Here is a 23,149-nt window from a genome sequence, read left to right as displayed (position 1 = left end):
TTAGGGGATATTATTATATGCTCGCCAAGGGCGTTTATAAAAACAATATTAAGTACCTGCAAACGTTATATTTAAACGTTTGCAGGTATTTTTTTTGTGAAGAATTTGACTTGCACTAGTATCCTACCCTTAATTAATCTAAAACATGTGCGTATTTTTTTGCTTCTTGTTTCAAACGTCCGATGACTAAACCGAAAATGGAATAAAATTATCCTTTTGTGTTTTACTCCTCCTTAAATATTTACGGTCGTTTAAAACTAACCAACCCTTAATAAAATCATGTAAGTCATAAGACTAGCAATTGAATCTTAGAGAAAGTCCCATGATTCGAGTTTAGAAACTTTATGAATTTGCCGCTATTAATAGTTTCAAATAAGTGGCAAATTCAATTGCCGCAAGCTTTTGCAACATTTTTGGTATCCATTAGCCAGCGTATTACTATCCCTGCACTTCGTAATCTTTTTAATATTCTAAAACCTTATTGACAAAACTCGCACTTAAATGTAATATTCACTAGAATCATAATAATGCAATTACGTTAAAAAAGGGGGGAATACAAATTGGCTCGTATGCTAGAAATAGAAAACATTTCTTTACAATTTGGTGGAGTTAAAGCTTTGGATGAAGTTAGCTATCATATCGAAGAAGGAGAAATCTTCTCCCTTATTGGACCAAATGGTGCTGGTAAAACGAGTATGCTCAACTGCATCAGTGGATTGTATCACCCAACAAATGGGTCAATTCGATTTAAAGGGCAAGAAATAGTTAATATGAAGCCGGACAAGCGCACAAATCTTGGAATTGCACGTGCTTTTCAAAATATTGCTTTGTTCGAGCATATGTCTGTACTTGATAACTTGAAATTAGGAAGACATGCTTTGATGAATACGGGACCAATAAGTGGGGGACTTTACTTCGGAAAAGCATCAAAAGAAGAAATTGCTCACCGTAAAGAAGTAGAGAAAGTAATTGATTTTTTAGAACTTCAGGACATTCGTCACACACCGGTGGGTACGCTTCCATATGGATTACAAAAGCGGGTAGAAGTTGGCAGAGCATTAGCTTTACAACCCGAGTTAATTTTGTTAGATGAACCAATGGCAGGGATGAACAGTGCTGAAAAAGACTTGATGGCACGTTTTATTTTAGATATGCATGAAGTGATGCAAATTACAGTTGTGTTAATTGAACATGATTTAGGTATCGTCATGGACTTGTCCGATCACATTGTTGTATTGGATTTTGGCAGGCAAATTGGTTTTGGTACACCAAAAGAAATACAAAACAATCCAGAAGTAATAAAGGCTTATATTGGGGAAGAAAAAGTTATCTAGATTGGGGGAGCCAAGCGATGAGTTCGGAACAAACATTACCTAAACTTTTGGCTGAGCGAGCAGCGAATGAAACAAACGAAGTGGCATTAAGGCAAAAAGATTTAGGGATTTGGAATGAAATTACTTGGGGTGACTATTACAAAACTGTTGAGCAGCTAGCGATTGTTCTTTCTAAGGAATATGATTTCAAAAGAGGTGAGAAACTGGCGCTTATAGGTGAGAACCGACCTCAGTGGTTAATTTCACAAATGGCTGCCCAGGTCTTAGGCGGTATATCTGTTGGAGTCTATCAAGAGTCATTGACACATCAGTTAGTTTACTACTTAAATGATTGTGGCGCTCGTATAGTTATCGTTGAAGATCAGGAACAAGTTGATAAGTTACTTGAAATAGAAGAACAGATTCCGCTTGTAGAGCACATCATTTATTATAATAAACATGGAATGCGTCATTACAAGCATCCGAAATTATCAAATCTTGATGATGCATTAGTGATTGGTAATACTTTAGTAAAAGAAAATCCAGACTTTTTTCGAAATAAAACTGATTGCTTGCTTGAGAATGACATTGCAATTATTGCATACAGCGCTGCAACGACTGGAAACCCGAAAGGTGCAATGCTTTCACATAGTAATCTAATCGCAGCGGCTGAAAATTTGAATGCAATCGATCCCTCAGAAAAGAAGAATGATTATTTCTCGTTTTTACCACTTGCTTGGATTCATGAACAAGTGCTAAGTATTACAATCCCATTACTAACAGGAATGGTGGTCAATTTTCCAGAAAAACCACATACTGTTATGGTGGATTTGCGTGAAATTGGTCCACAAACACTTTTGGCACCTCCAAGGGTTTATCAGACGTTAATGTCGAATTTCACAATCCGTATGGAAGGATCCAGTTGGTTCAAGAAAAAAGTCTATCATTCATTTAAAAAAGTCGGCGATAAAGTTACCAAAGCAAAGCTTGACAAGCAACCGATTTCATTTGGTGACAAATTGATGTACAAACTTGGAGATTGGCTTGTTTTCAGTCCAATTCGTGATCATTTTGGTTTAGCCCGAATTAAAAGAGCATACATTGCGGGGGCTGCACTAGAATCAGAGTCTTACTACTTTTTTCATAGTATTGGTGTAAATGTGAAGCAATCTTACGGGGGGACGGAGCTTGCTGGAATCGCATTTGTTCACCGTGACGACGACATTAATATCAAAAGTGCAGGGGTACCACTTCCGTATACAGAGGTGAAGATAGCTGAAGATGGCCAAATTTTAGTAAGAAATCCTGCAATATTCTCACAATATTTACATGAAGAAGATCGCAAGAAAGTTGTAGATGGATGGATTACTTTAGGGGATTGCGGTCGTATCGATGATGATGGACATCTTTACATTCTGGATCGAAAAGAAGATATCGTTACTACAGTAAGCGATGAAAAGATATATCCAAGTATGATTGAAAACAAATTGAGGGCGAGCCCTTATATTCAAGAGGCCATATGCTTTGGCAAAAACAATCCCTATATGGTCGCAATACTGAATATAGACATGAATAGTGTCGGACGATGGGCTGACAAGAATCGAATTGTGTATACCACATATTCTGAATTGGCCAGGGATCCTGAGGTTGTTAAATTTATTGAAAAAGAAGTGACGAGATTAATGAGTCAGCTTCCAGAGAAAGCGCGAGTTAAAAAAGTTGCGATTCTCCATAAACAATTTAATGCAGATGATGGAGAATTGACTCGTACTTTGAAGGTGAGAAGAAAGTATATTGAAGAAAAATATCATACGCTGATCGAGGGTCTTTATTCAGAAGTTCACGAAGTAAAAATAATGGACGATGGCAAGGAATCCGCCGTGGAGATAAATCTACAAGTCGTTCAGTTGGAAATAAAGCAGGAGGTGGCGTAAATTATGATTTTTTTCCTTCAAATGCTTATCACAGGAATCGTAGTGGGAAGTATCTACGGACTTGTAGCACTTGGATTTGTCCTAATCTATAGGGCGAGTGATGCGTTAAACTTAGCAAATGGTGAATTGGTTATTGTAGGGGCTTACATTTGTTTAACCTTAATGACTGCTTATAAAATCCCTTTTATATTCGCTTTGCTTATTACGCTCGTATTTAGTGCAGTCCTGGGACTAGTTGTAGAAAGACTCGTAATTCGACCCTTACAAAATGCACCTGTCATATCAGTTATTATGGCTACAATCGGGCTATCAAGTTTGCTCGCTGGAGCGGTACATATGATTTGGGGTCATCAAACGAAAAAGTTTTCACCTATATTCCCGACAAAACCAATCAATGTTTCTGGAATAATTATTACACCCGTATATCTTTGGTCATTTGCTGTTGTTATCGCGCTTCTGATCATTTTCTCATTGTTCTTCAAGTTTTCGAAAATGGGTATTGCGATGCGTGCCGTTGCAGACGATCAGCAAGCCGCGTTGTCAATGGGGATAAGTGTAAAATCGGTTTACGCGACAACTTGGGCAATTGCTTCAGTAGTTGCTGCTGTTGGTGGGGTTCTTTTAGGGAATATAAATGGCGTAAGTCCAGGAATGGCTGCTATAGGACTAACTGTACTCCCGGTTGTTATTCTTGGGGGGCTTGACAGTATTCTGGGCGCAATTATCGGTGGATTTATCATTGGAATCCTACAAAATATGGCTGGAGGGTATTTAGATCCGCTCGTTGGTGGAGGTCTGAAAGATGTCGCTCCATTTATAGTAGTTCTTCTTATATTAATGATAAAACCGTATGGCTTATTTGGAAAAGGTGGAATAGAAAGGGTGTGAGTTTGTGCGAAATCCATTTGTGAATGAAAGCGGAAATTATAAAACCAGCTATATTAAAGATATGAAAATGTTTGGATCCACAGGCGCTAAAATTAGATCGGTTCTTTTAATTTCAGTCATTCTATTACTCCCACTCTTTATATCCAATTATGTTATCGGGCTCTTAACTTTATGTGCAATTGCTTCAATTGGCGCGATTGGGCTTAATATTCTAACGGGTTACACGGGACAGATATCAATAGGTGTGGGAGCCTTTTTAGGCGTAGGCGGTTACACAGCTGCAATTTTAACATCGACAGTAGGGTTAAGTTTTTGGGTTGCATTGCCCTTAGCTGGTGTTGTAACAGCGGTGATTGGTGGTTTGTTCGGAATTCCATCTCTTAGATTGAAAGGTTTGTACTTGGCGATCGCTACAATTGCCGCACAGGTCATTATCCTTTTTGTTATCAGTCGATGGGATAGCTTAACAGGTGGAACGTCAGGTATGGTTCTGAACCGTCCAACTGTTGGTAGTTTTTCACTTTCAAGCAATACGAGTTATTACTATCTTTGTGTTGTAATTCTTATATTTACAGTTATTTATGCCACAAATTTAATCAGAACACGAACAGGACGAGCTTTCCTGGCAGTGCGTGATCGTGATGTTGCCGCTCAAATTATGGGGATAAATTTATTTAAATATAAAATCATGGCTTTTGCAATAAGTTCGTTTTTTGTTGGAATTGCTGGTGCGTTACTTGCGCATTACACGATGATTGTAAGTCCCGAACTTTATGGTATGCATGTATCAATCGAATACCTGGCAATGATATTGATTGGGGGATTGGGCAGTGTACTTGGCTCAATATTAGGAGCAATCTTTATTACGCTTTTACCTGTAGCACTAAGTCTGGGAGTGGATTTTATGGCGATGTTCATGCCAGATTTGTATCAAATCCTATCCGCATTCAAAGAGTTTGTATTTGGTACTGTAATCATTTTATTCCTAATCTTTGAACCAGGTGGTTTGGCTCATATATGGAATAATACAAAGAGGTACTTTAGATTATGGCCATTTTCTTATTAAAAGATTGGGGATTTGAAACCGCTTGCAAAAAATGTATGTAGGTTTCTTTCCATATAAAATAAAGGGGGTAAGGTTTTGAAGAATACTAAGAAAAAAATCGTTAGTTTATTAGTTGGTTTCATGATGTTGCTAGTGCTTGGTGCATGTAATGATGACGGTGGGGACAAGACTTCAGTAGATGGAGAACGGAAAGTTACAGTTGGTGGACTTTTTGATATTACTGGTGGGACCGGCGATGTGGGAACACCATACGCTGAAGGTGAACAGGCCTTTTTCAAACATTTGAAAAATAAAGGCGGTATTGAAGGCCTGAACATTGAACTAGTTGGTGAAGATTACGCATATGCCATTCCTGAGGCACAGAAAATTTATCAAGCTTTTCGTGATAAAAATAAAGCGTCTGCAATACTGGGTTGGGGTACTGGAGATACAGAAGCATTACGTCAACAAGTAGCAAATGATAAACTTCCGTTTGTATCTGCTTCTTATTCGGAAAACTTGAAAGATATTGAAGAAAGTCCGTATAATTTCCTTGCTGCTGCTTCATATTCAGATCAAGGTCGTGCAATTTTGAAATGGATACAAGATAGTCACAAGGGAGAAAACCCAACAGTAGCTTTACTTTATAATGACACTGCATTCGGACGCTCGCCTATTGAAGATATTAAAGACTACGCTGCTGAAATTGGTATTGAAATTGTTGATGAGCAAATAATCGATGTTACAGCAACAGAAGCACAATCCCAATTGCTAAATATGAATAAGAAAAATCCGGAATATGCAATTATCCAAGAAACTTGGGGAGCAACAGCAACAATTCTAAGAGATGCAAAGACACTTAATATTGATACACAATTTATTGGTTTAAACTGGGCTTCTGGCGAAGGTGTTATTGATATAGTTGGTGCAGATATTGCAGAAGGGTATATTGGAATCCTTTCCCATGCATTCCCATACGAGGATTTCCCTGGTATGGCCGATGTGAAAGCGTATTTAGATGAGGAAGGTAAAACACTTGAAGATATTGACCAGAAATTTATTCAAGGATGGGCTGCTGCGAAAATAATGGTAGCAGGAATTGAAGAGGCTGCTAAGCTTACAGATGGTGAGATTACAGGAGTAGAGATTCGCGAAGGCCTTGAATCACTCAAAGATTATGATTTGGGTGGATTGGGAGCAAACGTTAGCTTCAGTGCTGACAACCATGCGGGAACAGAACAAACTCGTCTTGGTATCGTGAAAAATGGTAAGTGGGAAGAGTTGAAAGGATACTTTAGTTATAAGGAATAAGCAGCTGTAAAGATGATTGAGAAGGCAAATGAGAGAAGCAAATTAATGTTTTGCTTCTCACCCTCGTTTTCTAAGAGTAGAAGGAGGATATTTATGCTCCATATTAATAATATTGAAGTCGTGTACTCAAAAAATATACTTGCCTTGAAAGGAATGTCGCTTCATGTTCCAGAAGGTAAAATTGTAGCATTGCTCGGCAGTAACGGAGCAGGCAAGTCGACAACTTTAAAAGCAATTTCGGGATTGCTAGTAGGTGAAGACGGCCAAGTTACTGATGGAACAATTGAATACCAGGGTAAACAAATCAATAACACTACCCCGGATGTCATTGTGAAAAATGGAATCTTTCAAAGTATGGAGGGGCGACGTGTATTTAAAAACTTAACTGTTGAGGAAAACTTAATCGCTGGGGCCTATACACGAAAAGATCGAAAACAATTAAAAGATGATGTCGAAAAAATTTACGTTTACTTCCCGAAATTAAAAGCTCTTCAACACCGAAAGTCTGGATTTTTATCCGGTGGGGAACAGCAAATGCTTGCGATAGGTAGAGGAATCATGGCCAAACCCAAGTTATTGTTACTCGATGAACCATCTTTGGGAATCGCACCACTCCTAGTTGAAGAAATTTTTCAGAACATTAAACAGATTAACAAGGAAGAAGGTACTTCTATATTGGTTGTTGAGCAGAACGCGAATGTTGCTTTGTCAATTTCCGACTATGGATACATTATGGAAAATGGTCGAGTTGCGATGCAGGGCGATGTGGATATGCTCTTGTCAAACGAAGAAGTACGCGAACACTATTTAGGGATTGGTAAAGAAGGAGAAAAAAGTTATAAAGAGAACAAAGTGTACAGGCGTCGCAAAAGGGTAGTCTGGTAAAAGAATGCTTGTTATGCAGAATGAGGTACATTGAAAGAGTTAATCATTAGTAGAAATCGAACATTTATAGGGTTACTATCCGAATCGATTGGGTAGTAACCTTTTTGTGTGTCTAGCATCGGCGCAGTCTATAGGTAAAGTCCCGAACTGTGAAGGTAGAAGTAACAGTTTGCAAGTACTTTTATATTTTGTGGAAAATTCGATTTCAACTCAACGTATATTCTAGCCTTAACATATATAAATCATGTGTGTCTTGTTTAATTCGCAAGGTGGCTCTCTGATCCATGTCCTTTCCCAACTATCCGTAAATTTTCTTCAAAACAACCACCCTGTAATTCATATTTCAAAAAACAATTGTACTATTCTAATAAATTTGATAGTCTTATATACACCATCAATTTTAGTCTATTAAATTAATTCAGAAATAAACAACCTGGGGGCGGTCTTGTGAATATTTATTTGTCTGTTGATATGGAAGGAGTTACAGGATTGCCTGATCACACATTCGTCGATTCAGCTAAACGTAATTATGAACGATCACGGCGGATTATGACGGAAGAAGCAAATGCCATAATCAATTCGGCGTTTGAAAATGGTGCTGACAAAGTACTTGTCAATGACAGTCATTCAAAAATGAATAATCTACTTGTTGAAGATATTCATCCAGATGCGGATTTATTAACGGGGGATTTGAAACCGCTTTCGATGATTCAGTCAATAGACGCTACATTTGAAGGAGCAATTTTTGCGGGCTATCATTCGCGTGCAGGACAACCTGGCGTGATGAGCCACTCGATGATTTTCGGGGTTCGGAATATGTATATCAATGATGTTGTCATAGGGGAGCTTGGTTTTAACGCGTATGTTGCAGGTCATTTCAGTGTTCCTGTCATTATGGTCGCTGGAGATGACGGGGCTTGTCGTGAAGCGGAAGCATTGATTCCAGGAATTGTTACAGCGGCAGTAAAACAATCCATATCCAGGTCTGCGGTTAAAACGTTGCATCCGACTAAAGCGCATGCGCTGCTGGAAGAGAAAACGGGAGAGGCGATTGCCAAACGACATACCATACAGCCGCTGGTACCCCCTGAAAATCCGGTACTCCGGATTGAATTTAACAATTACGGGCAAGCGGAATGGGCTGCTTTGATGCCCGGCTGTGAAATTGAACCAGGAACAACGATTGTTAAATATAAAGCAAAAGACATCATTGAAGCATATAGAGCGATGCTCGTCATGATAGAGCTGGCATTGCAGACGAAGTTTTGTTAAGGGGGAATGATGCATGGCGAAATATATTGTTAAAAGATTTCTTATGATGATTGCTACAAGTTTTATCATTTCAACGTCTTGAAGAAGGGATGAAAGAAGAAGGCTATACGGAATTGCCGAAAATAACATTGACTTATTCTACAAGCGAGTCGCATCAGAATATTGCGGTAGCGCTTCAAGGTGCTTTCAAAGAAGTGCTTGGTGTCGATGCAGAGTTGCAAAACGTTGAAGGCGGCGTGTTCTTGGCAGAGCAGAGAGAGTTTAAATACCATTTGTCCCGTTCATCTTTCTTGCATGACTATGCAGATTCTGTAAACGCACTTGAAAGCTTCATTACAGATTCACCGATGAACCGTACGACTTGGTCGAATGCTGAATACGATTAACTGATTGCAGATATTAAAAACGAAACAGATGAAGAGAAACGTTGGGAATTACTCAAAAAAGCGGATGAGCTTCTGATGGCTGAAATGCCTGTCTTCCCAATTTACTACTATAACCAATCAACACTTGAAAAACCTGGCGTGACAGGAATCCTCCGTCATCCAGTCGGCTATATTGATTTGAAATATGCAGATAAGAATTAAGTGAAAGTCGTGGCGTCCTCCAGGGCTCTGCGTTTCTAATTAATTCGTTTATCAATAGTAAGTGGCAAGTATCAAGTATCAAAAAAGGAGTGGATTCGATGAATTCTTGGTATTGTGCGGTTCCAGTAGCTACGGTTTGGACGTCGCCGGAATCTGCAAGAGAAATTGATGAGCCCGGTTTAACGAATCCCGTTCAAATGACAAAATGGCTTGAGAAACTGCCGTATGAACAACGCCTGGACCTTTGCGACGGAAATCGTATACAGACGCAATTGTTGTACGGTGAACCGGTTAAAGTTGAGGAAACTAAGGGGGAGTGGGCGAAAATCATTGCCGTTTGGCAACCGTCGAGAAAAGATGAGCGTGGATATCCGGGATGGGTGCCGCTTGCTCAGTTGAAAGAAGCGGAACCGATTCATGCTGAGGGCTTTGCGAAAGTTTCTGTTGGAAAAGCGCAAGTATGGACGACAGATGGCGTGCCTTCTTTGGTCGTGCCCCTCAATACGATGCTGCCTTATGTAGGTGCGGAAGGGGAGTATTTACGTGTTTGTACACCAGATGGCTACGCATTAGTCTTGAATCGCGATGTTGAATGTTCACCGTCCATCCATCAATTTCCGAAACTAGCGCCATCCGCAGCAGTTGAAAAAGGACTTGAATTTCTGGATTTGCCGTATTTTTGGGGAGGCATGTCCACATATGGCTTTGATTGTTCTGGATTTACATACAATATGCTCAAGTCTTGCGGGCATACCATTCCTCGTGACGCGAGCGATCAAGCGAAGAGTGGCGTTGAAATTCCATTGGATCAACCAGAACAATGGGAAAAAGGAGATTTACTTTTTTTCGCGAATGATAAGGGAAAAGGGAATGTCCGTCATGTCGGATTTTATTTTGGAAACGGCTTGCTTCTTCATTCCCATTCGACGGGAAAATCGGTTGAAATCATGAAACTTGCAGGTTCAAGCTTAGAAGGTGATCTGTGCGGGGTCCGTAGATACGGTAAGGAGAAAACAACGTGACAGAAGAATTTTTATTGTCAGTGAAGGGATTGAAACGCTATTTTGATGTGGGCCGCGGCGAGTAACTGTAAGCGGTGGAACGTTCGGGCTTGTCGGCGAGTCGGGATGCGGGAAATCGACAGCGGGCAGAACCATTCTCGGTCTTTATAATAAAACGGATGGCGAAGTGTTGTACGATGGGCAAAGTGTCCGTGACATGACTGACAAAGAGCGGCATAACTTTCTTAAGAAAATGCAAATGATTTTCTAAAATCCTTACGCTTCATTGAATCCGCGTTCAACGAGATAACGGGCATTTTGTTGCGTGCCATCTTCATGATGAACAAGTGATGTTAAGAAACGATGCGGTTCCAGTCCATGCAAAGTCGTCCTAAATTCTAGGGCGTCTTTTTGTTTGTGGAAAAATGAAACATTTAAACATGTGAATCGTATAGTGTACTAGCCGATAGTTTAACAATTGGTTCCATATGGGTAAAGTATCTATAAAATGAATGGAGTGTGGTAGCTTGAGAAAAGTACTAGGACCGATTGCCATAATTGTAGTCATACTTGTACTTCTCGGCGTGATGCTTGTTCCTAGCTATAACAAGTTTGTGACGTTGGAAGAAAATGTAGACCAATCATATGCGCAAGTCGAGAATCAATTGCAAAGAAGAATGGATTTAATCCCGAACTTGGTGAATACCGTAAAAGGATTTGCCGAACATGAGAAAGAAGTTATCGGAGATATTTCAGATGCACGCGCAAGGTTAGCGGGGGCCCAGGGGCCCGAAGAACAAGCGGCGGCGAATGATGAACTATCAGGCGCATTAAGCAGACTTTTGGTTGTTGTAGAAAACTATCCTGATTTAAAAGCGAACGAAAACTTCCGTCAATTAATGGATGAGCTCGCTGGAACTGAAAACCGAATTGGCGTAGCGCGTCAAGATTATAATAATGAAGTGGCTACTTTCAATAAACGAGTCAAACGTTTTCCAGGGAATCTAACGGCATCTATATTTGGGTTTGATGAAAAAGAATACTTTAAAGCGGATGAAGCTGCGAAAGAGGTTCCAAAGGTTGATTTTGGAGATGACGAGAAGTGATTGGCAAAATAATTCGACCTTTGATCGTACTTTGCCTATTTTTTACTTATTCATCATCAACCGCTTATGCAGCTGATATTCCAAAGCCGGAAGGTCATATTTACGTGCAAGATTTCGCGAATTTATTAAATGCGGAGCAGAAAGAAGAACTCGTCAATTACGGGATGCAGCTGGATGATGCGACAGGAGCCCAACTCGTTGTGATGACTGTTGATTCTCTTGATGGCGAAGCGATTGAAGAGTATTCGGTAAAAGTATTCCGAGAATATGGAATCGGGCAAGAGGGGAAAAACAACGGCGTCCTTTTCCTAGTTGCCCCGAATGAAGGCGCGTTGTGGATTACAACAGGTTACGGTTTGGAAGGTGCTTTGCCCGATGGGAAGGTCGGAAGAATTCGCGATCAATATGCATTTCCTTATATGAGAGAAGGAAAATTCGATTTAGGTATCATGAATACGTATAAAGCTCTTTTTAATGAAATTGCGAAAGAATATAATTGGGACGGGGAATTTGCGCCTGTCCAAGTAAGTGAAAACTATGAAGAAGAGTCCGATACAGGTATCCCATTTCCGATAATTATCTTTATTGCCGTTGTCATTTTAATGATGATGAGAAGACGAGGTGGCGGTGGAGGTAGCGGAGGATCTGGTGGACGCAGAGGCGGTCCGATTTTCTTCCCTGGATCATTCGGCGGAGGCAGTTCAGGAGGCGGTTTTGGCGGCGGTGGTGGCTTCCGGGGCGGCGGCGGAGGTTCTACCGGCGGCGGCGGAGCAGGCGGTAGATGGTAAATCAAACAATCAAACAATCGGCATGCAGTTTCTTAGGCATGCCGCGTTTTTTACTTTATACTGTAATTAAAAGAGTGGTGATGAAAATGCATGTCACGTTTTATACGAAACCGAATTGTGGATTATGTGATGAGGCTAAGTTAATGATGAAACTTGTACAAGATGATTTCCCGTTTACTTGGACGGAAATCGATATTCAATCGAATGATGAACTTCATGAAAAGTATATGCTGATGGTACCTGTCATCGAAAAAGACGGAGATGTACTGTTATATGGGAATATAGGTTTCGTCGACATCGTTGAATTGTTTTGAAAAAATAATCATAGGCTTTTAATTTGAACTGTCAGAGAAAAAGAACTATACTTAAATTAGGAATAAAAGTTCATCCTATTTTTTTGCTGTAGGTGGGACGTTTTTAAATCACGTGGGACATTACTTGTCCTGGTGGTTGGAGGTGATAATTCTTTGGAGTATTCGATGGAAGCCCAAAGTAAGCTCGTGCCCGAAATGATGGAAGTCATGCAGGATAGATATCGGATGCTGAAGTTCGTGAAGGTGGCTGGCCCGATTGGAAGACGTTTACTCGGTGAGATGTCCGGGTTATCGGAACGTGAAACGCGTACGATGATGGATTTTTTACGAGAACAGCATTTAATCAGTGTTGCCAAAAACGGAACGACTATTACAGCAGAAGGCAATAATGTACTCGAAGCCCTCGAATTGCCGATGGAAAAATGGTCTGGACGCGTTGCTTTAGCGACCCGATTGACAGAACTTCTCGGAGTTCAATCTGTCAAAGTCGTAGCTGGTGACAGCGATGCGAACGGCGGAACAAAGAACTTGCTTGGGATGGCTGCGGCCAAAGAGTTTGTTTCCGGACTAGGAGATGGCAAAACAGTCGCAGTGACAGGCGGGAGTACAGTTGCATCGATTCCGAACTATATAAACAAAATGAATCATTCAAATGAATTATTGTTTGTAGCGGCAAGAGGCGGAGTCGGCGACGATATCGGATTGCAGGCAAACGTCATAGCAGCTTCCTTTGCCGAAGCATGCGGAGGGACTTACAATACATTCTATTATCCAGAATCGCTCAGCGAAGAAGCGCATGAAGCGTTTCGAAAAGAACCATCCGTTTTAAAAATGATTCAGGTTTACGAAAAAGTAGATTGTGTATTGCATGGTATTGGCGATGCGCAAACGATGGCAAACCTTCGTGGTTCAGATGCCGAAGAAAGGCACATGCTTAACGAGGAAGGTGCCAAAGGAGAAGCTTTCGGTTATTACTTTGATCGAACGGGTAAAGTAGTACACCGCATTCGTACGGTCGGCATACGTCCCGAACAGTTGAAAAGAGTGCCGCTTCTCATTGCAATTAGTGGCGGAAGAAGTAAAGCCGAGGCGATATTGTCCTATATGGCCACTGCACCGAAGCAAACGGTTCTTGTCACAGACGAAGGCGCCGCGAATGAAATGGTTAACTTGTTGAAACAATAACAATAGTTATAAAAGATAAAAACAAACTTTTGGAGGAATAAATAATGACATTAAAATTAGCAATTAACGGATTTGGAAGAATTGGACGCGTTGTATTCCGCGAAGCACTAAAATCAGAGGAAATTGAAATTGTAGCAATTAACGATTTAACAGATGCGAAAATGCTTGCGCATCTTCTAAAGTATGACTCCGTTCACGGAACATTCGACGCAGATGTAAGCGCAGATGGCGACGACCTAGTTGTCAACGGCAAGAAAATTCGCGTATATGAAGAAAGAGACCCAGCAGCACTTCCTTGGGGAGAAATCGGCGTTGACGTTGTAGTTGAATCAACAGGTAGATTCACTGACCAAGAATCGCTTTCAAAACATCTTGAAGCAGGGGCGAAGAAAGTAATCTGTTCTGCACCAGCGAAAGGTGAGGTTACGACAATTGTAATGGGCGTTAACCATGAAGATTACGACCCAGCAAATGATAATATTGTTTCAAATGCTTCATGTACGACAAACTGTCTTGCGCCTGTTGTAAAAGTATTGAATGACAAATTCGGCGTTAAACGCGGTTTAATGACAACAATTCACGCTTATACAAACGATCAACACCTGCTTGACTTGCCACATTCAGATTACAGACGTGCACGTGCAGCAGCTGAATCAATGATTCCAACGACTACAGGAGCTGCTTCTGCAGTGACACAAGTAATTCCAGCACTAGAAGGAAAGCTTGATGGAATGGCAGTTCGCGTACCAACTCCAAACGTATCAATGGTTGACTTTGTAGCAGAACTGAACGAAGGCGTAACAGCTGAAGATGTGAACAAAGCATTTAAAGACGCATCTGAAAATGAATTAAAAGATATCCTTGTATACTCGGACGAGCCACTTGTATCAATCGATTACAATGGTAACCCATCTTCATCAACAGTAGACGGACTATCAACAATGGTTATGGGAGACAATATGGTGAAAGTTATTTCATGGTACGACAATGAAACAGCATATTCAGCACGTTGTATCGACTTAGCGCTTCTTATGCACAGCAAAGGTCTATAATAGCCAGAACGATTATAACCCCTTATAATGGTAATGGGTAAGAGGAGCGGGGTACCCCGTTCCTTCTTTTTAATTAAACTTGGAGGTGGCTATTTTTCATGAAGTCAAAAAAGACGATGAAAGACATTGAACTTGAAGGACAACGCGTTTTTTGTCGAGTAGATTTTAACGTGCCGATGGAAGATGGGAACGTTACGGATGACACGAGAATCCGTGCAGCCATACCGACAATAAAACACTTAACAGATCACGGCGCCAAAGTAATCCTGGCAAGCCATCTCGGACGACCAAAAGGTGAAGTTAATGAAGAAATGCGTCTTACCGAAGCTGGAAAAAAACTTGCCGAACTTATTAATAAACCAGTACAAAAGCTAGATGAGTCAATTGGCGAAGAAGTAGAAAACGCTATTTCAAAAATGGGAAATGGAGACATTGTCCTTCTTGAAAATGTGCGTTTCCATGCAGGCGAAGAAAAAAATGATCCGGAATTAGCGAAAGAATTTGCGAAACTTGCAGATGTGTTTGTCAATGATGCATTTGGAGCCGCACATCGTGCACATGCTTCGACCGCGGGCATTGCAGAACACCTGACTGCCGTATCGGGCTTGCTCCTTGAAAAAGAGCTAGACGTCCTAGGTAAAGCACTTTCAAAACCGGAACGTCCATTCACTGCGATTATTGGCGGTGCTAAAGTTAAAGATAAAATTGGTGTTATTGATCATTTGTTAGACATTGTAGATAACTTAATTATCGGCGGTGGTCTTTCATACACGTTCTTGAAAGCGCAAGGGTATGAAATTGGAAAGTCTCTTCTTGAAGAAGACAAGATGGATCTTGCCTTATCATTCATGAAAAAAGCCGAAGAAAATGGCGTGAAGATCTATCTGCCAATCGATGTAGTGGTTGCGGATGATTTTTCCACAGATGCAAATACAAAGGTTGTGGATTTGAACTCGATTCCAGAGGATTGGGAAGGACTCGATATCGGTCCTAAAACTGCTGATCTTTACGCGGATGTAATTGCAAACTCGAAATTGATTATTTGGAATGGTCCGATGGGCGTATTTGAACTCGAGCCGTTTGAAAATGGAACGAAACGCGTTGCCGAAGCGATGGCTGAAACGAACGGGTATACAGTAATCGGCGGCGGCGATTCTGCGGCAGCGGTTGAAAAGTTTAACGTCGGAGAGAAGATGGATCATATTTCGACAGGCGGAGGCGCTTCCCTTGAATTTATGGAGGGGAAAGACCTACCAGGTGTTACAGCACTAGACGACAACTAATCGGAGGGAATATTTTGCGAAAACGTATTATTGCAGGAAACTGGAAAATGTATAAAACAGCTGAAGAAGCAGAGCAATTTGCAGAAGAAGTGAAAGCTAAATTACCTGTTTCAGATCGTGTTGAGGCAATTGTTTGTACCCCGTCACTATATCTGACGAAACTTGTTGATCTTACTGAAGGTTCTGCGCTTAACATCGGTGCACAAACGATGCATTCTGAAAAAGAAGGTGCATTTACCGGTGAAGTAAGCCCAGCGATGTTGAAAAGTGTCGGAGTTAACTATGTGATTCTTGGCCACTCGGAACGTCGTGAATATTATAATGAAACTGATCAATCCGTAAACGAAAAAGTGCATGCCGCTTTTGAATACGATCTAACTCCGATTGTATGTGTCGGGGAAACGCTTGATGAACGTGAAAGCAACACAACTGTCGAAAAGGTTTCTCACCAAGTAAAAGAAGCGTTCAAAGCTGTTGACGGAAATAACGCTAAAAAAGCGGTAATTGCCTACGAACCAATTTGGGCAATCGGCACTGGAAAAACGGCAACTGCCGATGATGCGAATGAAGTGTGCGAAGCGATTCGCAAAACGGTCGAGGAACTATACAGCGAAGAAGTTTCCGATGCAGTTCGAATCCAATACGGCGGCAGCGTTAACCCTAATAATATAGAAGAACTCCTATCAAAAGAACATATTGACGGAGCACTTGTTGGCGGTGCAAGCTTAGAACCTGAATCGTTCATAAAATTGATCGAGGCGGGCGCTAATGAGTAAAAGTCCCGTAGCACTAATTATTTTAGACGGGTTCGGGCTTCGTGAAGAAAGTTACGGTAATGCGGTTTCACAAGCCCGTAAACCGAATTTCGATAAACTATGGAACGAACACCCGCATACGACACTAACGGCTAGCGGTGAAGCGGTTGGGTTGCCTGATGGTCAAATGGGGAACTCGGAAGTAGGCCATTTGAACATCGGCGCAGGCCGCATCGTTTATCAGAATTTAACGCGCATCAATAAATCGATTCACGAAGGTGAATTTTTCAAAGAACCAGCGTTATTGCGCGCAATTGAACATGTGAAAGCAAACAATTCCAAGCTCCATATCATGGGTTTATTATCTGACGGCGGCGTACATAGCCATTATGAACATTTATTTGCCTTGCTTCAACTTGCGAAATTGAATGGGGTGACGGATGTTTATGTGCATGGTTTTCTTGATGGACGGGATGTAAATCCTCAATCAGCCCTAGACTATATTGAGCAAACCGAAGTGAAAATGGAAGAAATCGGTGTCGGGAAATTTGCATCGATCACTGGACGCTATTATGCGATGGACCGCGACAAGCGCTGGGAACGAGTTGAAAAAACGTATCGCACCCTTGTAGACGGAATTGCAAAAACAGCGGCAACGCCATCAGCAGGCGTGCTTGCTTCTTATGAAAATGATATCCATGATGAGTTTGTCGAACCGTTTATTATTGAGGAACTGGGTAAGCCGGTTGCGACGATTGAAGACGGTGATGCGGTCATCTCATTCAATTTCAGACCGGACCGCGCGATTCAATTAGTTCGTGCCTTCACAGATCCTCATTTTGATGAGTTTGTAACTGGAAAGACGTTTACGAATGTGAAATTTGTATCATTTACGCATTATAGCGATGAAGTAGTTGCGGATGTCGTGTTTGGAAACGATAATCTAGTGGATACACTAGGCGAAGTGATTTCAAACAATGGGTTAACCCAATTGCGTATCGCGGAAACTGAAAAGTATCCGCATGTCACCTTTTTCATGAGCGGCGGTAAAGAAGACCAGTTTGTTGGTGAAGAACGTATGTTAATCGCATCACCGAAAGTTGCCACTTATGATTTGCAACCAGAGATGAGCGCGTATGAAGTAACAGATTCATTAATCGCCGCAATCGAAGCGGATCGATTTGATGCCATCATTCTAAACTTTGCCAATCCGGATATGGTTGGACATAGCGGAATGCTTGAGCCTACAATCAAAGCAATTGAAACCGTCGATGAATGTTTGGGAAGAATCATTGATGCGCTCGAGGCAAAAGGCGGTCATGCAATTGTTACGGCGGATCACGGTAATGCGGATGAAGTCTTTACCGAAGAAGGCACACCGATGACTGCGCACACAACGAATCCCGTGCCTGTGATTATCACTAAGCAAGGAATCGATTTGCGTGAAGGCGGCATACTTGCTGACCTCGCGCCAACAATGCTTAAATTATTGGATTTGAAACAACCGGAAAAAATGACCGGAAAACCATTATTTTAAAGGGGAGATTATTATGCCATTAATCACACACATTCAAGCGAGAGAAGTTCTTGATTCAAGAGGAAATCCTACAGTCGAAGTTGAAGTTTTAACAGCAAGCGGCGCTTTTGGACGCGCTATCGTTCCTTCAGGTGCATCAACAGGTGAATATGAAGCTGTTGAACTACGTGACGGCGACGCAAGCCGCTACCTCGGCAAAGGTGTTTTAAAAGCAGTTGAACATGTGAATGAAGAAATCGCTGATGAACTTGAAGAAAATTATTCAGTTCTCCACCAAGCAACAATCGACAAAGCGTTAATCGAACTTGACGGTACGCCGAACAAAGGCCGATTAGGCGCAAACGCAATTCTAGGCGTTTCAATGGCGGCGGCACATGCGGCGGCAGATTACCTTGATATGCCGTTATACCAGTATCTTGGCGGCGTGAATGCGAAACAACTTCCTGTTCCAATGATGAACATTTTAAACGGCGGGGAGCACGCAGATAATAACGTTGATATCCAAGAATTCATGATCATGCCTGTAGGTGCAAAAACTTTCCGTGAAGCAGTTCGTGTTGGAACAGAAATTTTCCACAGTCTACGTTCAGTTCTACAAGAAAAAGGACTTAATACATCTGTTGGAGACGAAGGTGGATTCGCTCCGAACTTGGCATCAAGTGAAGAAGCAATCGACACGATTATTACAGCAATTGAAAAAGCAGGCTATAAAGCAGGAGAAGAAGTTCTACTTGCAATGGATGTCGCAGCTTCTGAGTTTTATAACAAAGAAGACGGCACATACGTCCTCAAAGGCGAAGGCGTCGTAAGAACGTCTGCTGAAATGGTTGATTGGTATGAAGAGCTTGTTGGGAAATACCCAATTGTCTCAATCGAAGATGGATTTGACGAAGACGACTGGGATGGTTTCAAACTTCTAACTGAACGTATCGGCGACCGCGTACAACTTGTCGGAGACGATCTATTCGTTACAAACACAGAGAAGTTAGCACGTGGTATCAAAGAAGGCAACAGTAACTCGATTCTGATTAAAGTGAACCAAATCGGTACATTAACAGAAACATTCGATGCAATCGAAATGGCTAAACGCGCAGGCTATACTGCAGTGATTTCCCACCGTTCAGGTGAAACAGAAGACACGACAATTGCAGACTTGGCAGTAGCAACAAATGCGGGACAAATTAAGACAGGTGCTCCGTCACGTACCGACCGTGTTGCGAAATATAACCAATTGCTTCGCATCGAAGATCAACTTGACGAAACAGCAGAATATTACGGTGTCAAAACGTTTTATAACTTGAAAAAATAATCGAAAAAACTCAACGAAGTGAGTTTTTTTAGCAATATTGTATGACTAATCAAAAATAAAGGTTGTAACAATTGTTTCTATTTGGTAAAATAGTACTTATTGTGAAGTTCTATTCAGGAGGTGGAAACAAAATGCATGCTTTGCTGATGACGCTGCTTTTAATCGTAGCATTAGCTTTAATTGTAGTCGTATTATTACAATCCGGATCAAGTGCAGGTCTTTCAGGAGCCATCTCAGGTGGGGCTGAACAACTATTCGGAAAACAAAAAGCTCGTGGACTCGACTTAGTCCTACAACGTGTAACTATAGTGCTAGCAGTTTTGTTTTTCGTACTGGCTATTTTAGTGGTTAAATTTTAACTAAAAATCAAGTTATTTTAATAAACATCATCGCCTGACATTCCACTTCAGAATGGTCAGGCATTTTTTTTGGAGGTAGAAAAATGAGAATTGCACAACCAAAACCATTCTTTTTTGAACAAGGAAAACGAGCAGTTCTGTTACTGCATGGCTTTACAGGAACATCTGCAGACGTTCGGATGCTTGGAAGATTTCTCGAGAAAAAAGGCTATACATCACTGGCGCCGCATTATAGAGGTCACGGAGTTCCGCCTGAAGAATTAATAAAAACGGGTCCACAGCAGTGGTGGGAAGATGCGCTCGCGGGGTATAATAAACTAATCGAGGCTGGATACACTGAAATCGCTGTCGCAGGATTGTCACTTGGAGGCGTATTTTCACTTAAATTAGGGTATAACAAACCATTAAAGGGTATTGTAACTATGTGTGCGCCGATGACCATGCGCACAACGGATATCATGTTTCAAGGCGTCCTGGAATATGCCGAGGAATATAAGAAGTACGAAGGCAAAGATCCAGACGTAATTGAACGTGAAGTTGCTGCGTTACGCGAAAAAACAATGCCGTCATTACCTGATTTACGGGAACTCATTTATAAAGTGAGCGAAAACGTCGAGCAAATTTATTCGCCACTATTTGTAACGCAAGGAACGCTTGATACGGTTATTAATCCCGACTCTGCCACTTATATTTATGAACAGACGGAATCGGTCGAAAAACAGATCAAGTGGTACGAAAAATCAGGACATGTCATTACACTCGGTCCAGAAAAAGAACAACTTCATGAAGACATCTATGAATTCCTTGAATCTCTGGATTGGAACGTGTGAAAATGATTAAAAATGGTCATGCTCTATAGAAAAAGGAGGGATGCAAAATGGATAATTATGAACAAGAACTCAGGCAAAGAATATTGTCTCTCATGAAAGAAGAAACGTACAAACCGCTTACTGTACAAGAAATACAGGAACTACTGGGGTTTGAACAAGCGGCTGAATTTAAAGAATTAGTGAAAATGCTCGTCCAGCTTGAACAAAGCGGCCATTTAATTCGCTCGAGAACGAATCGATACGGCGTCCCTGAAAGAATGAATCATGTACGCGGAAAATTTATCGGGCATGCAAAAGGCTTTGGTTTTGTTGCTCCAGACGCTGATGGAATGGATGATATTTTCATACCGCCTCATGAAGTAAATGGCGCGATGAATGGGGATATCGTTTTGGTCCGCGTTTCAGGTGACAGTTCCGGTGACCGACGTGAAGGAACAATCACACGAATTGCTGAACGTAAAACAACGAAGGTCGTAGGAACCTACCAAGATAATAAAGGCTTTGGATTTGTCGTTCCGGACGATAAAAAATTGCCGATGGATTTATTTATTCCCAAAGGGAGTTCGCTTGATGCAGTTGAGGGCCATAAAGTAATCGCTGAAATAACGGAATGGCCGGACGATTCGAAGTCCGCGACAGGCATGATCACACAAATACTCGGGCACCGAAACGATCCGGGCGTGGATATTTTATCGATTATTTATAAACATGGAATCGCGATTGACTTTCCAGAAGATGTATTAAATCATGCCAATAAAATCTCCGATACAGTCGAAGAAGAAGACTTGTTTAAACGTCGCGATTTGCGTGAAGATATGGCGATTACAATTGACGGCGCGGATGCAAAAGATCTAGATGACGCGATTGCAGTCGTTAAAAATGAAGATGGCACGTACACTTTATCCGTTCATATTTCCGATGTCAGCTATTACGTAACGGAAAACTCGCCAATGGATGAAGAGGCTTATGAACGCGGGACAAGCGTCTATTTAACGGACCGTGTGATCCCGATGTTGCCGCATAAACTTTCCAATGGGATTTGTTCATTAAATCCAGGTGTCGATCGTCTGACTTTATCATGTGTCATGAAAATCGATCGAAACGGTAAAGTGGTTGAACATGAAATATTTGAAAGTGTTATTAATTCGAAAGAAAGAATGACGTACTCGGATGTTTATAAAATCATCGAAGAAAAAGATGAGGAATTAGTTGAGAAGTATGCACATATCGTTCCTATGTTGAATGACATGGCAGATCTTGCGAAAATCTTAAAAACGAAACGAATCGACCGCGGGGCCATTGATTTTGATTTTAGGGAATCAAAAATCCTTGTAGATGAAGAAGGATGGCCGACAGACGTCGTCATCGTCGAGCGCACAGTGTCGGAAAAACTTATTGAAGAGTTTATGCTTGCGGCGAATGAAACGATTGCAGAGCATTTCCACTGGCTTCAAGTTCCGTTTATTTATCGAATACATGAAAATCCTAAAGCTGAGAAATTACAAAAGTTCTTTGAGTTCTTAACGAATTTCGGAGTAGTTGTCAAAGGAACGGGCAATGATGTCCATCCACGCGCACTGCAGGAAATTGTTGAATCGATTCAAGGCATGCCGGAAGAGACAGTTATCTCGACGATGTTATTACGCTCGATGCAACAAGCGAAATACTTCGAGGAAAGTTTAGGGCATTTCGGGTTATCAACTGATTTCTACACGCATTTTACGGCACCAATACGTCGTTACCCGGATTTAATCGTTCATCGTTTAATCCGAACGTATTTAATCGAAAAGGATGTCTCTGCAAAGACAATCGAACATTGGAATGCAGTGTTGACTGAAATTGCCGAACATACATCTGAACGGGAGCGCCGGGCGGTAGATGCTGAACGAGACACTGAATCCTTGAAACAAGCTCAATTTATGCTTGATAAAATTGGCGAAGAGTTTGAAGGTGTCGTGTCATCCGTTACGAATTTCGGTTTATTTGTCGAACTGGAGAATACGATTGAAGGGCTCGTCCATGTTTCATATATGACGGATGATTATTATCGATTTGACGATAGACAAATGATGATGATCGGCGAGCACACAGGAAAGCAATTCAGAATCGGCGCTGAAGTGACAGTCAGAGTTGTGGCTGTGAAACCAGAAGAATCGGCAATCGATTTTGAACTTGTCGGGATGAAGCAGACATTCCACCGCACTCGTAGAGAATCGCCGAAAGTAATCCATGCGAAGAAACAACAGGGTTCAGGCAAACAATCGGATACACCTAAAGGGAAAAGAAAGCCCCAAGCGACGAATAACAAGAAAAAGTATTATGAAGGCGTCGCTAAAAAAACAAAAAGAAAACCTAGAAAAAGAAAATGATGCCGGAGTGACGATTGCTGTCCCCG

At 41.4% G+C, this 23,149-nt stretch carries 22 protein-coding genes and 1 pseudogene; all 23 read left to right on the top strand.

Translation table 11 applies throughout. The features are described 5' to 3' along the window. The first annotated feature begins 569 nt into the window (after window positions 1–569). Window positions 570–1,334 (top strand): ABC transporter ATP-binding protein, encoded by a 765-nt coding sequence (locus tag JSQ81_RS07360; protein ID WP_212607591.1) that lies wholly within the window; start codon window positions 570–572, stop codon window positions 1,332–1,334. Window positions 1,335–1,351: 17 nt separating this feature from the next. After that, window positions 1,352–3,247: an AMP-binding protein gene (locus JSQ81_RS07355; RefSeq protein ID WP_212607013.1), complete on the top strand. Its 1,896-nt coding sequence runs from the start codon at window positions 1,352–1,354 to the stop codon at window positions 3,245–3,247. A 3-nt stretch (window positions 3,248–3,250) separates the two neighbouring features. After that, window positions 3,251–4,135 carry a branched-chain amino acid ABC transporter permease gene (locus JSQ81_RS07350; protein ID WP_212607012.1) on the top strand — a complete coding sequence of 295 codons (885 nt, stop codon included), beginning with the start codon at window positions 3,251–3,253 and terminating at the stop codon, window positions 4,133–4,135. Window positions 4,136–4,139: 4 nt separating this feature from the next. Then, window positions 4,140–5,201 (top strand): branched-chain amino acid ABC transporter permease, encoded by a 1,062-nt coding sequence (locus JSQ81_RS07345; RefSeq protein WP_249336669.1) that lies wholly within the window; start codon window positions 4,140–4,142, stop codon window positions 5,199–5,201. Window positions 5,202–5,276: 75 nt separating this feature from the next. Beyond that, the gene (locus JSQ81_RS07340) at window positions 5,277–6,491 is read left to right on the top strand and encodes an ABC transporter substrate-binding protein (RefSeq protein WP_371812522.1); all 1,215 of its coding nucleotides are present in this window, start codon (window positions 5,277–5,279) and stop codon (window positions 6,489–6,491) included. Window positions 6,492–6,584: 93 nt separating this feature from the next. After that, window positions 6,585–7,376 (top strand): ABC transporter ATP-binding protein, encoded by a 792-nt coding sequence (locus JSQ81_RS07335; protein ID WP_212607011.1) that lies wholly within the window; start codon window positions 6,585–6,587, stop codon window positions 7,374–7,376. A gap of 447 nt (window positions 7,377–7,823) precedes the next feature. Then, the gene (locus JSQ81_RS07330; protein WP_212607010.1) at window positions 7,824–8,648 is read left to right on the top strand and encodes a M55 family metallopeptidase; all 825 of its coding nucleotides are present in this window, start codon (window positions 7,824–7,826) and stop codon (window positions 8,646–8,648) included. 50 nt (window positions 8,649–8,698) lie between these two features. Then, the gene (locus JSQ81_RS20205; RefSeq protein ID WP_371812521.1) at window positions 8,699–9,034 is read left to right on the top strand and encodes an ABC transporter substrate-binding protein; all 336 of its coding nucleotides are present in this window, start codon (window positions 8,699–8,701) and stop codon (window positions 9,032–9,034) included. Window positions 9,035–9,109: 75 nt separating this feature from the next. Then, window positions 9,110–9,235, top strand: coding sequence for a hypothetical protein (locus JSQ81_RS20200; protein ID WP_371812520.1), 126 nt, complete (start codon window positions 9,110–9,112; stop codon window positions 9,233–9,235). Window positions 9,236–9,333: 98 nt separating this feature from the next. Beyond that, the gene (locus JSQ81_RS07320) at window positions 9,334–10,257 is read left to right on the top strand and encodes a C40 family peptidase (RefSeq protein ID WP_212607009.1); all 924 of its coding nucleotides are present in this window, start codon (window positions 9,334–9,336) and stop codon (window positions 10,255–10,257) included. Beyond that, window positions 10,254–10,504 (top strand): annotated as a pseudogene (locus JSQ81_RS07315) (ATP-binding cassette domain-containing protein); the annotation flags it as partial. The gene JSQ81_RS07320 and the pseudogene JSQ81_RS07315, both read left to right, overlap by 4 nt. A gap of 259 nt (window positions 10,505–10,763) precedes the next feature. Then, window positions 10,764–11,342, top strand: coding sequence for a LemA family protein (locus JSQ81_RS07310; RefSeq protein ID WP_212607008.1), 579 nt, complete (start codon window positions 10,764–10,766; stop codon window positions 11,340–11,342). Next, window positions 11,339–12,130, top strand: coding sequence for a TPM domain-containing protein (locus JSQ81_RS07305; RefSeq protein WP_249336668.1), 792 nt, complete (start codon window positions 11,339–11,341; stop codon window positions 12,128–12,130). The genes JSQ81_RS07310 and JSQ81_RS07305 overlap by 4 nt, the downstream gene beginning before the upstream one ends. After that, the gene (locus tag JSQ81_RS07300) at window positions 12,124–12,444 is read left to right on the top strand and encodes a glutaredoxin family protein (RefSeq protein WP_249336667.1); all 321 of its coding nucleotides are present in this window, start codon (window positions 12,124–12,126) and stop codon (window positions 12,442–12,444) included. Before JSQ81_RS07305 ends, JSQ81_RS07300 begins: the two co-directional genes overlap by 7 nt. A 153-nt stretch (window positions 12,445–12,597) precedes the next feature. Beyond that, a complete protein-coding gene (locus tag JSQ81_RS07295) occupies window positions 12,598–13,629 on the top strand; it encodes a sugar-binding transcriptional regulator (RefSeq protein ID WP_212607007.1) in 1,032 nt (343 codons plus the stop codon). A 44-nt stretch (window positions 13,630–13,673) separates the two neighbouring features. Continuing rightward, window positions 13,674–14,681 (top strand): type I glyceraldehyde-3-phosphate dehydrogenase, encoded by a 1,008-nt coding sequence (gene gap, locus JSQ81_RS07290; RefSeq protein WP_212607006.1) that lies wholly within the window; start codon window positions 13,674–13,676, stop codon window positions 14,679–14,681. Between the two features lie 98 nt (window positions 14,682–14,779). After that, window positions 14,780–15,964, top strand: a complete 1,185-nt coding sequence (pgk, locus tag JSQ81_RS07285; RefSeq protein WP_212607005.1) for a phosphoglycerate kinase — start codon at window positions 14,780–14,782, stop codon at window positions 15,962–15,964. A 14-nt stretch (window positions 15,965–15,978) separates the two neighbouring features. Then, window positions 15,979–16,740, top strand: a complete 762-nt coding sequence (gene tpiA, locus JSQ81_RS07280) for a triose-phosphate isomerase (protein WP_212607004.1) — start codon at window positions 15,979–15,981, stop codon at window positions 16,738–16,740. Then, a complete protein-coding gene (gene gpmI, locus JSQ81_RS07275) occupies window positions 16,733–18,256 on the top strand; it encodes a 2,3-bisphosphoglycerate-independent phosphoglycerate mutase (RefSeq protein ID WP_212607003.1) in 1,524 nt (507 codons plus the stop codon). Before tpiA ends, gpmI begins: the two co-directional genes overlap by 8 nt. Before the next feature lie 13 nt (window positions 18,257–18,269). Then, window positions 18,270–19,565 carry a phosphopyruvate hydratase gene (gene eno, locus JSQ81_RS07270; protein WP_212607002.1) on the top strand — a complete coding sequence of 432 codons (1,296 nt, stop codon included), beginning with the start codon at window positions 18,270–18,272 and terminating at the stop codon, window positions 19,563–19,565. Window positions 19,566–19,696: 131 nt separating this feature from the next. Beyond that, complete coding sequence (secG, locus tag JSQ81_RS07265; protein WP_172373012.1) at window positions 19,697–19,924, top strand: preprotein translocase subunit SecG; 228 nt, start codon at window positions 19,697–19,699, stop codon at window positions 19,922–19,924. Between the two features lie 83 nt (window positions 19,925–20,007). After that, complete coding sequence (locus JSQ81_RS07260) at window positions 20,008–20,754, top strand: alpha/beta hydrolase (RefSeq protein WP_212607001.1); 747 nt, start codon at window positions 20,008–20,010, stop codon at window positions 20,752–20,754. A gap of 47 nt (window positions 20,755–20,801) precedes the next feature. Further along, on the top strand, window positions 20,802–23,123 hold the full coding sequence (gene rnr, locus JSQ81_RS07255; protein WP_212607000.1) for a ribonuclease R: 2,322 nt from the start codon (window positions 20,802–20,804) through the stop codon (window positions 23,121–23,123). The last annotated feature ends 26 nt before the right edge of the window (window positions 23,124–23,149 follow it).

The sequence above is a fragment of the Sporosarcina sp. Marseille-Q4063 genome (assembly GCF_018309085.1).
In the GTDB taxonomy this organism is placed as follows: domain Bacteria; phylum Bacillota; class Bacilli; order Bacillales_A; family Planococcaceae; genus Sporosarcina.
This window is presented reverse-complemented; position numbering and strand designations above follow the sequence as displayed.

Bases quoted from the DNA above. Each gene is read 5' to 3' on its own strand.
- JSQ81_RS07260 (WP_212607001.1), top strand. From the start codon at position 20,008: ATGAGAATTGCACAACCAAAACCATTCTTTTTTGAACAAGGAAAACGA.
- rnr (WP_212607000.1), top strand. From the start codon at position 20,802: ATGGATAATTATGAACAAGAACTCAGGCAAAGAATATTGTCTCTCATG.
- JSQ81_RS07320 (WP_212607009.1), top strand. From the start codon at position 9,334: ATGAATTCTTGGTATTGTGCGGTTCCAGTAGCTACGGTTTGGACGTCG.
- JSQ81_RS20200 (WP_371812520.1), top strand. From the start codon at position 9,110: ATGGCTGAAATGCCTGTCTTCCCAATTTACTACTATAACCAATCAACA.
- JSQ81_RS07350 (WP_212607012.1), top strand. From the start codon at position 3,251: ATGATTTTTTTCCTTCAAATGCTTATCACAGGAATCGTAGTGGGAAGT.
- JSQ81_RS07360 (WP_212607591.1), top strand. From the start codon at position 570: ATGCTAGAAATAGAAAACATTTCTTTACAATTTGGTGGAGTTAAAGCT.
- JSQ81_RS07335 (WP_212607011.1), top strand. From the start codon at position 6,585: ATGCTCCATATTAATAATATTGAAGTCGTGTACTCAAAAAATATACTT.
- pgk (WP_212607005.1), top strand. From the start codon at position 14,780: ATGAAGTCAAAAAAGACGATGAAAGACATTGAACTTGAAGGACAACGC.
- secG (WP_172373012.1), top strand. From the start codon at position 19,697: ATGCATGCTTTGCTGATGACGCTGCTTTTAATCGTAGCATTAGCTTTA.
- gpmI (WP_212607003.1), top strand. From the start codon at position 16,733: ATGAGTAAAAGTCCCGTAGCACTAATTATTTTAGACGGGTTCGGGCTT.
- JSQ81_RS07300 (WP_249336667.1), top strand. From the start codon at position 12,124: ATGGTAAATCAAACAATCAAACAATCGGCATGCAGTTTCTTAGGCATG.
- eno (WP_212607002.1), top strand. From the start codon at position 18,270: ATGCCATTAATCACACACATTCAAGCGAGAGAAGTTCTTGATTCAAGA.
- JSQ81_RS07355 (WP_212607013.1), top strand. From the start codon at position 1,352: ATGAGTTCGGAACAAACATTACCTAAACTTTTGGCTGAGCGAGCAGCG.
- gap (WP_212607006.1), top strand. From the start codon at position 13,674: ATGACATTAAAATTAGCAATTAACGGATTTGGAAGAATTGGACGCGTT.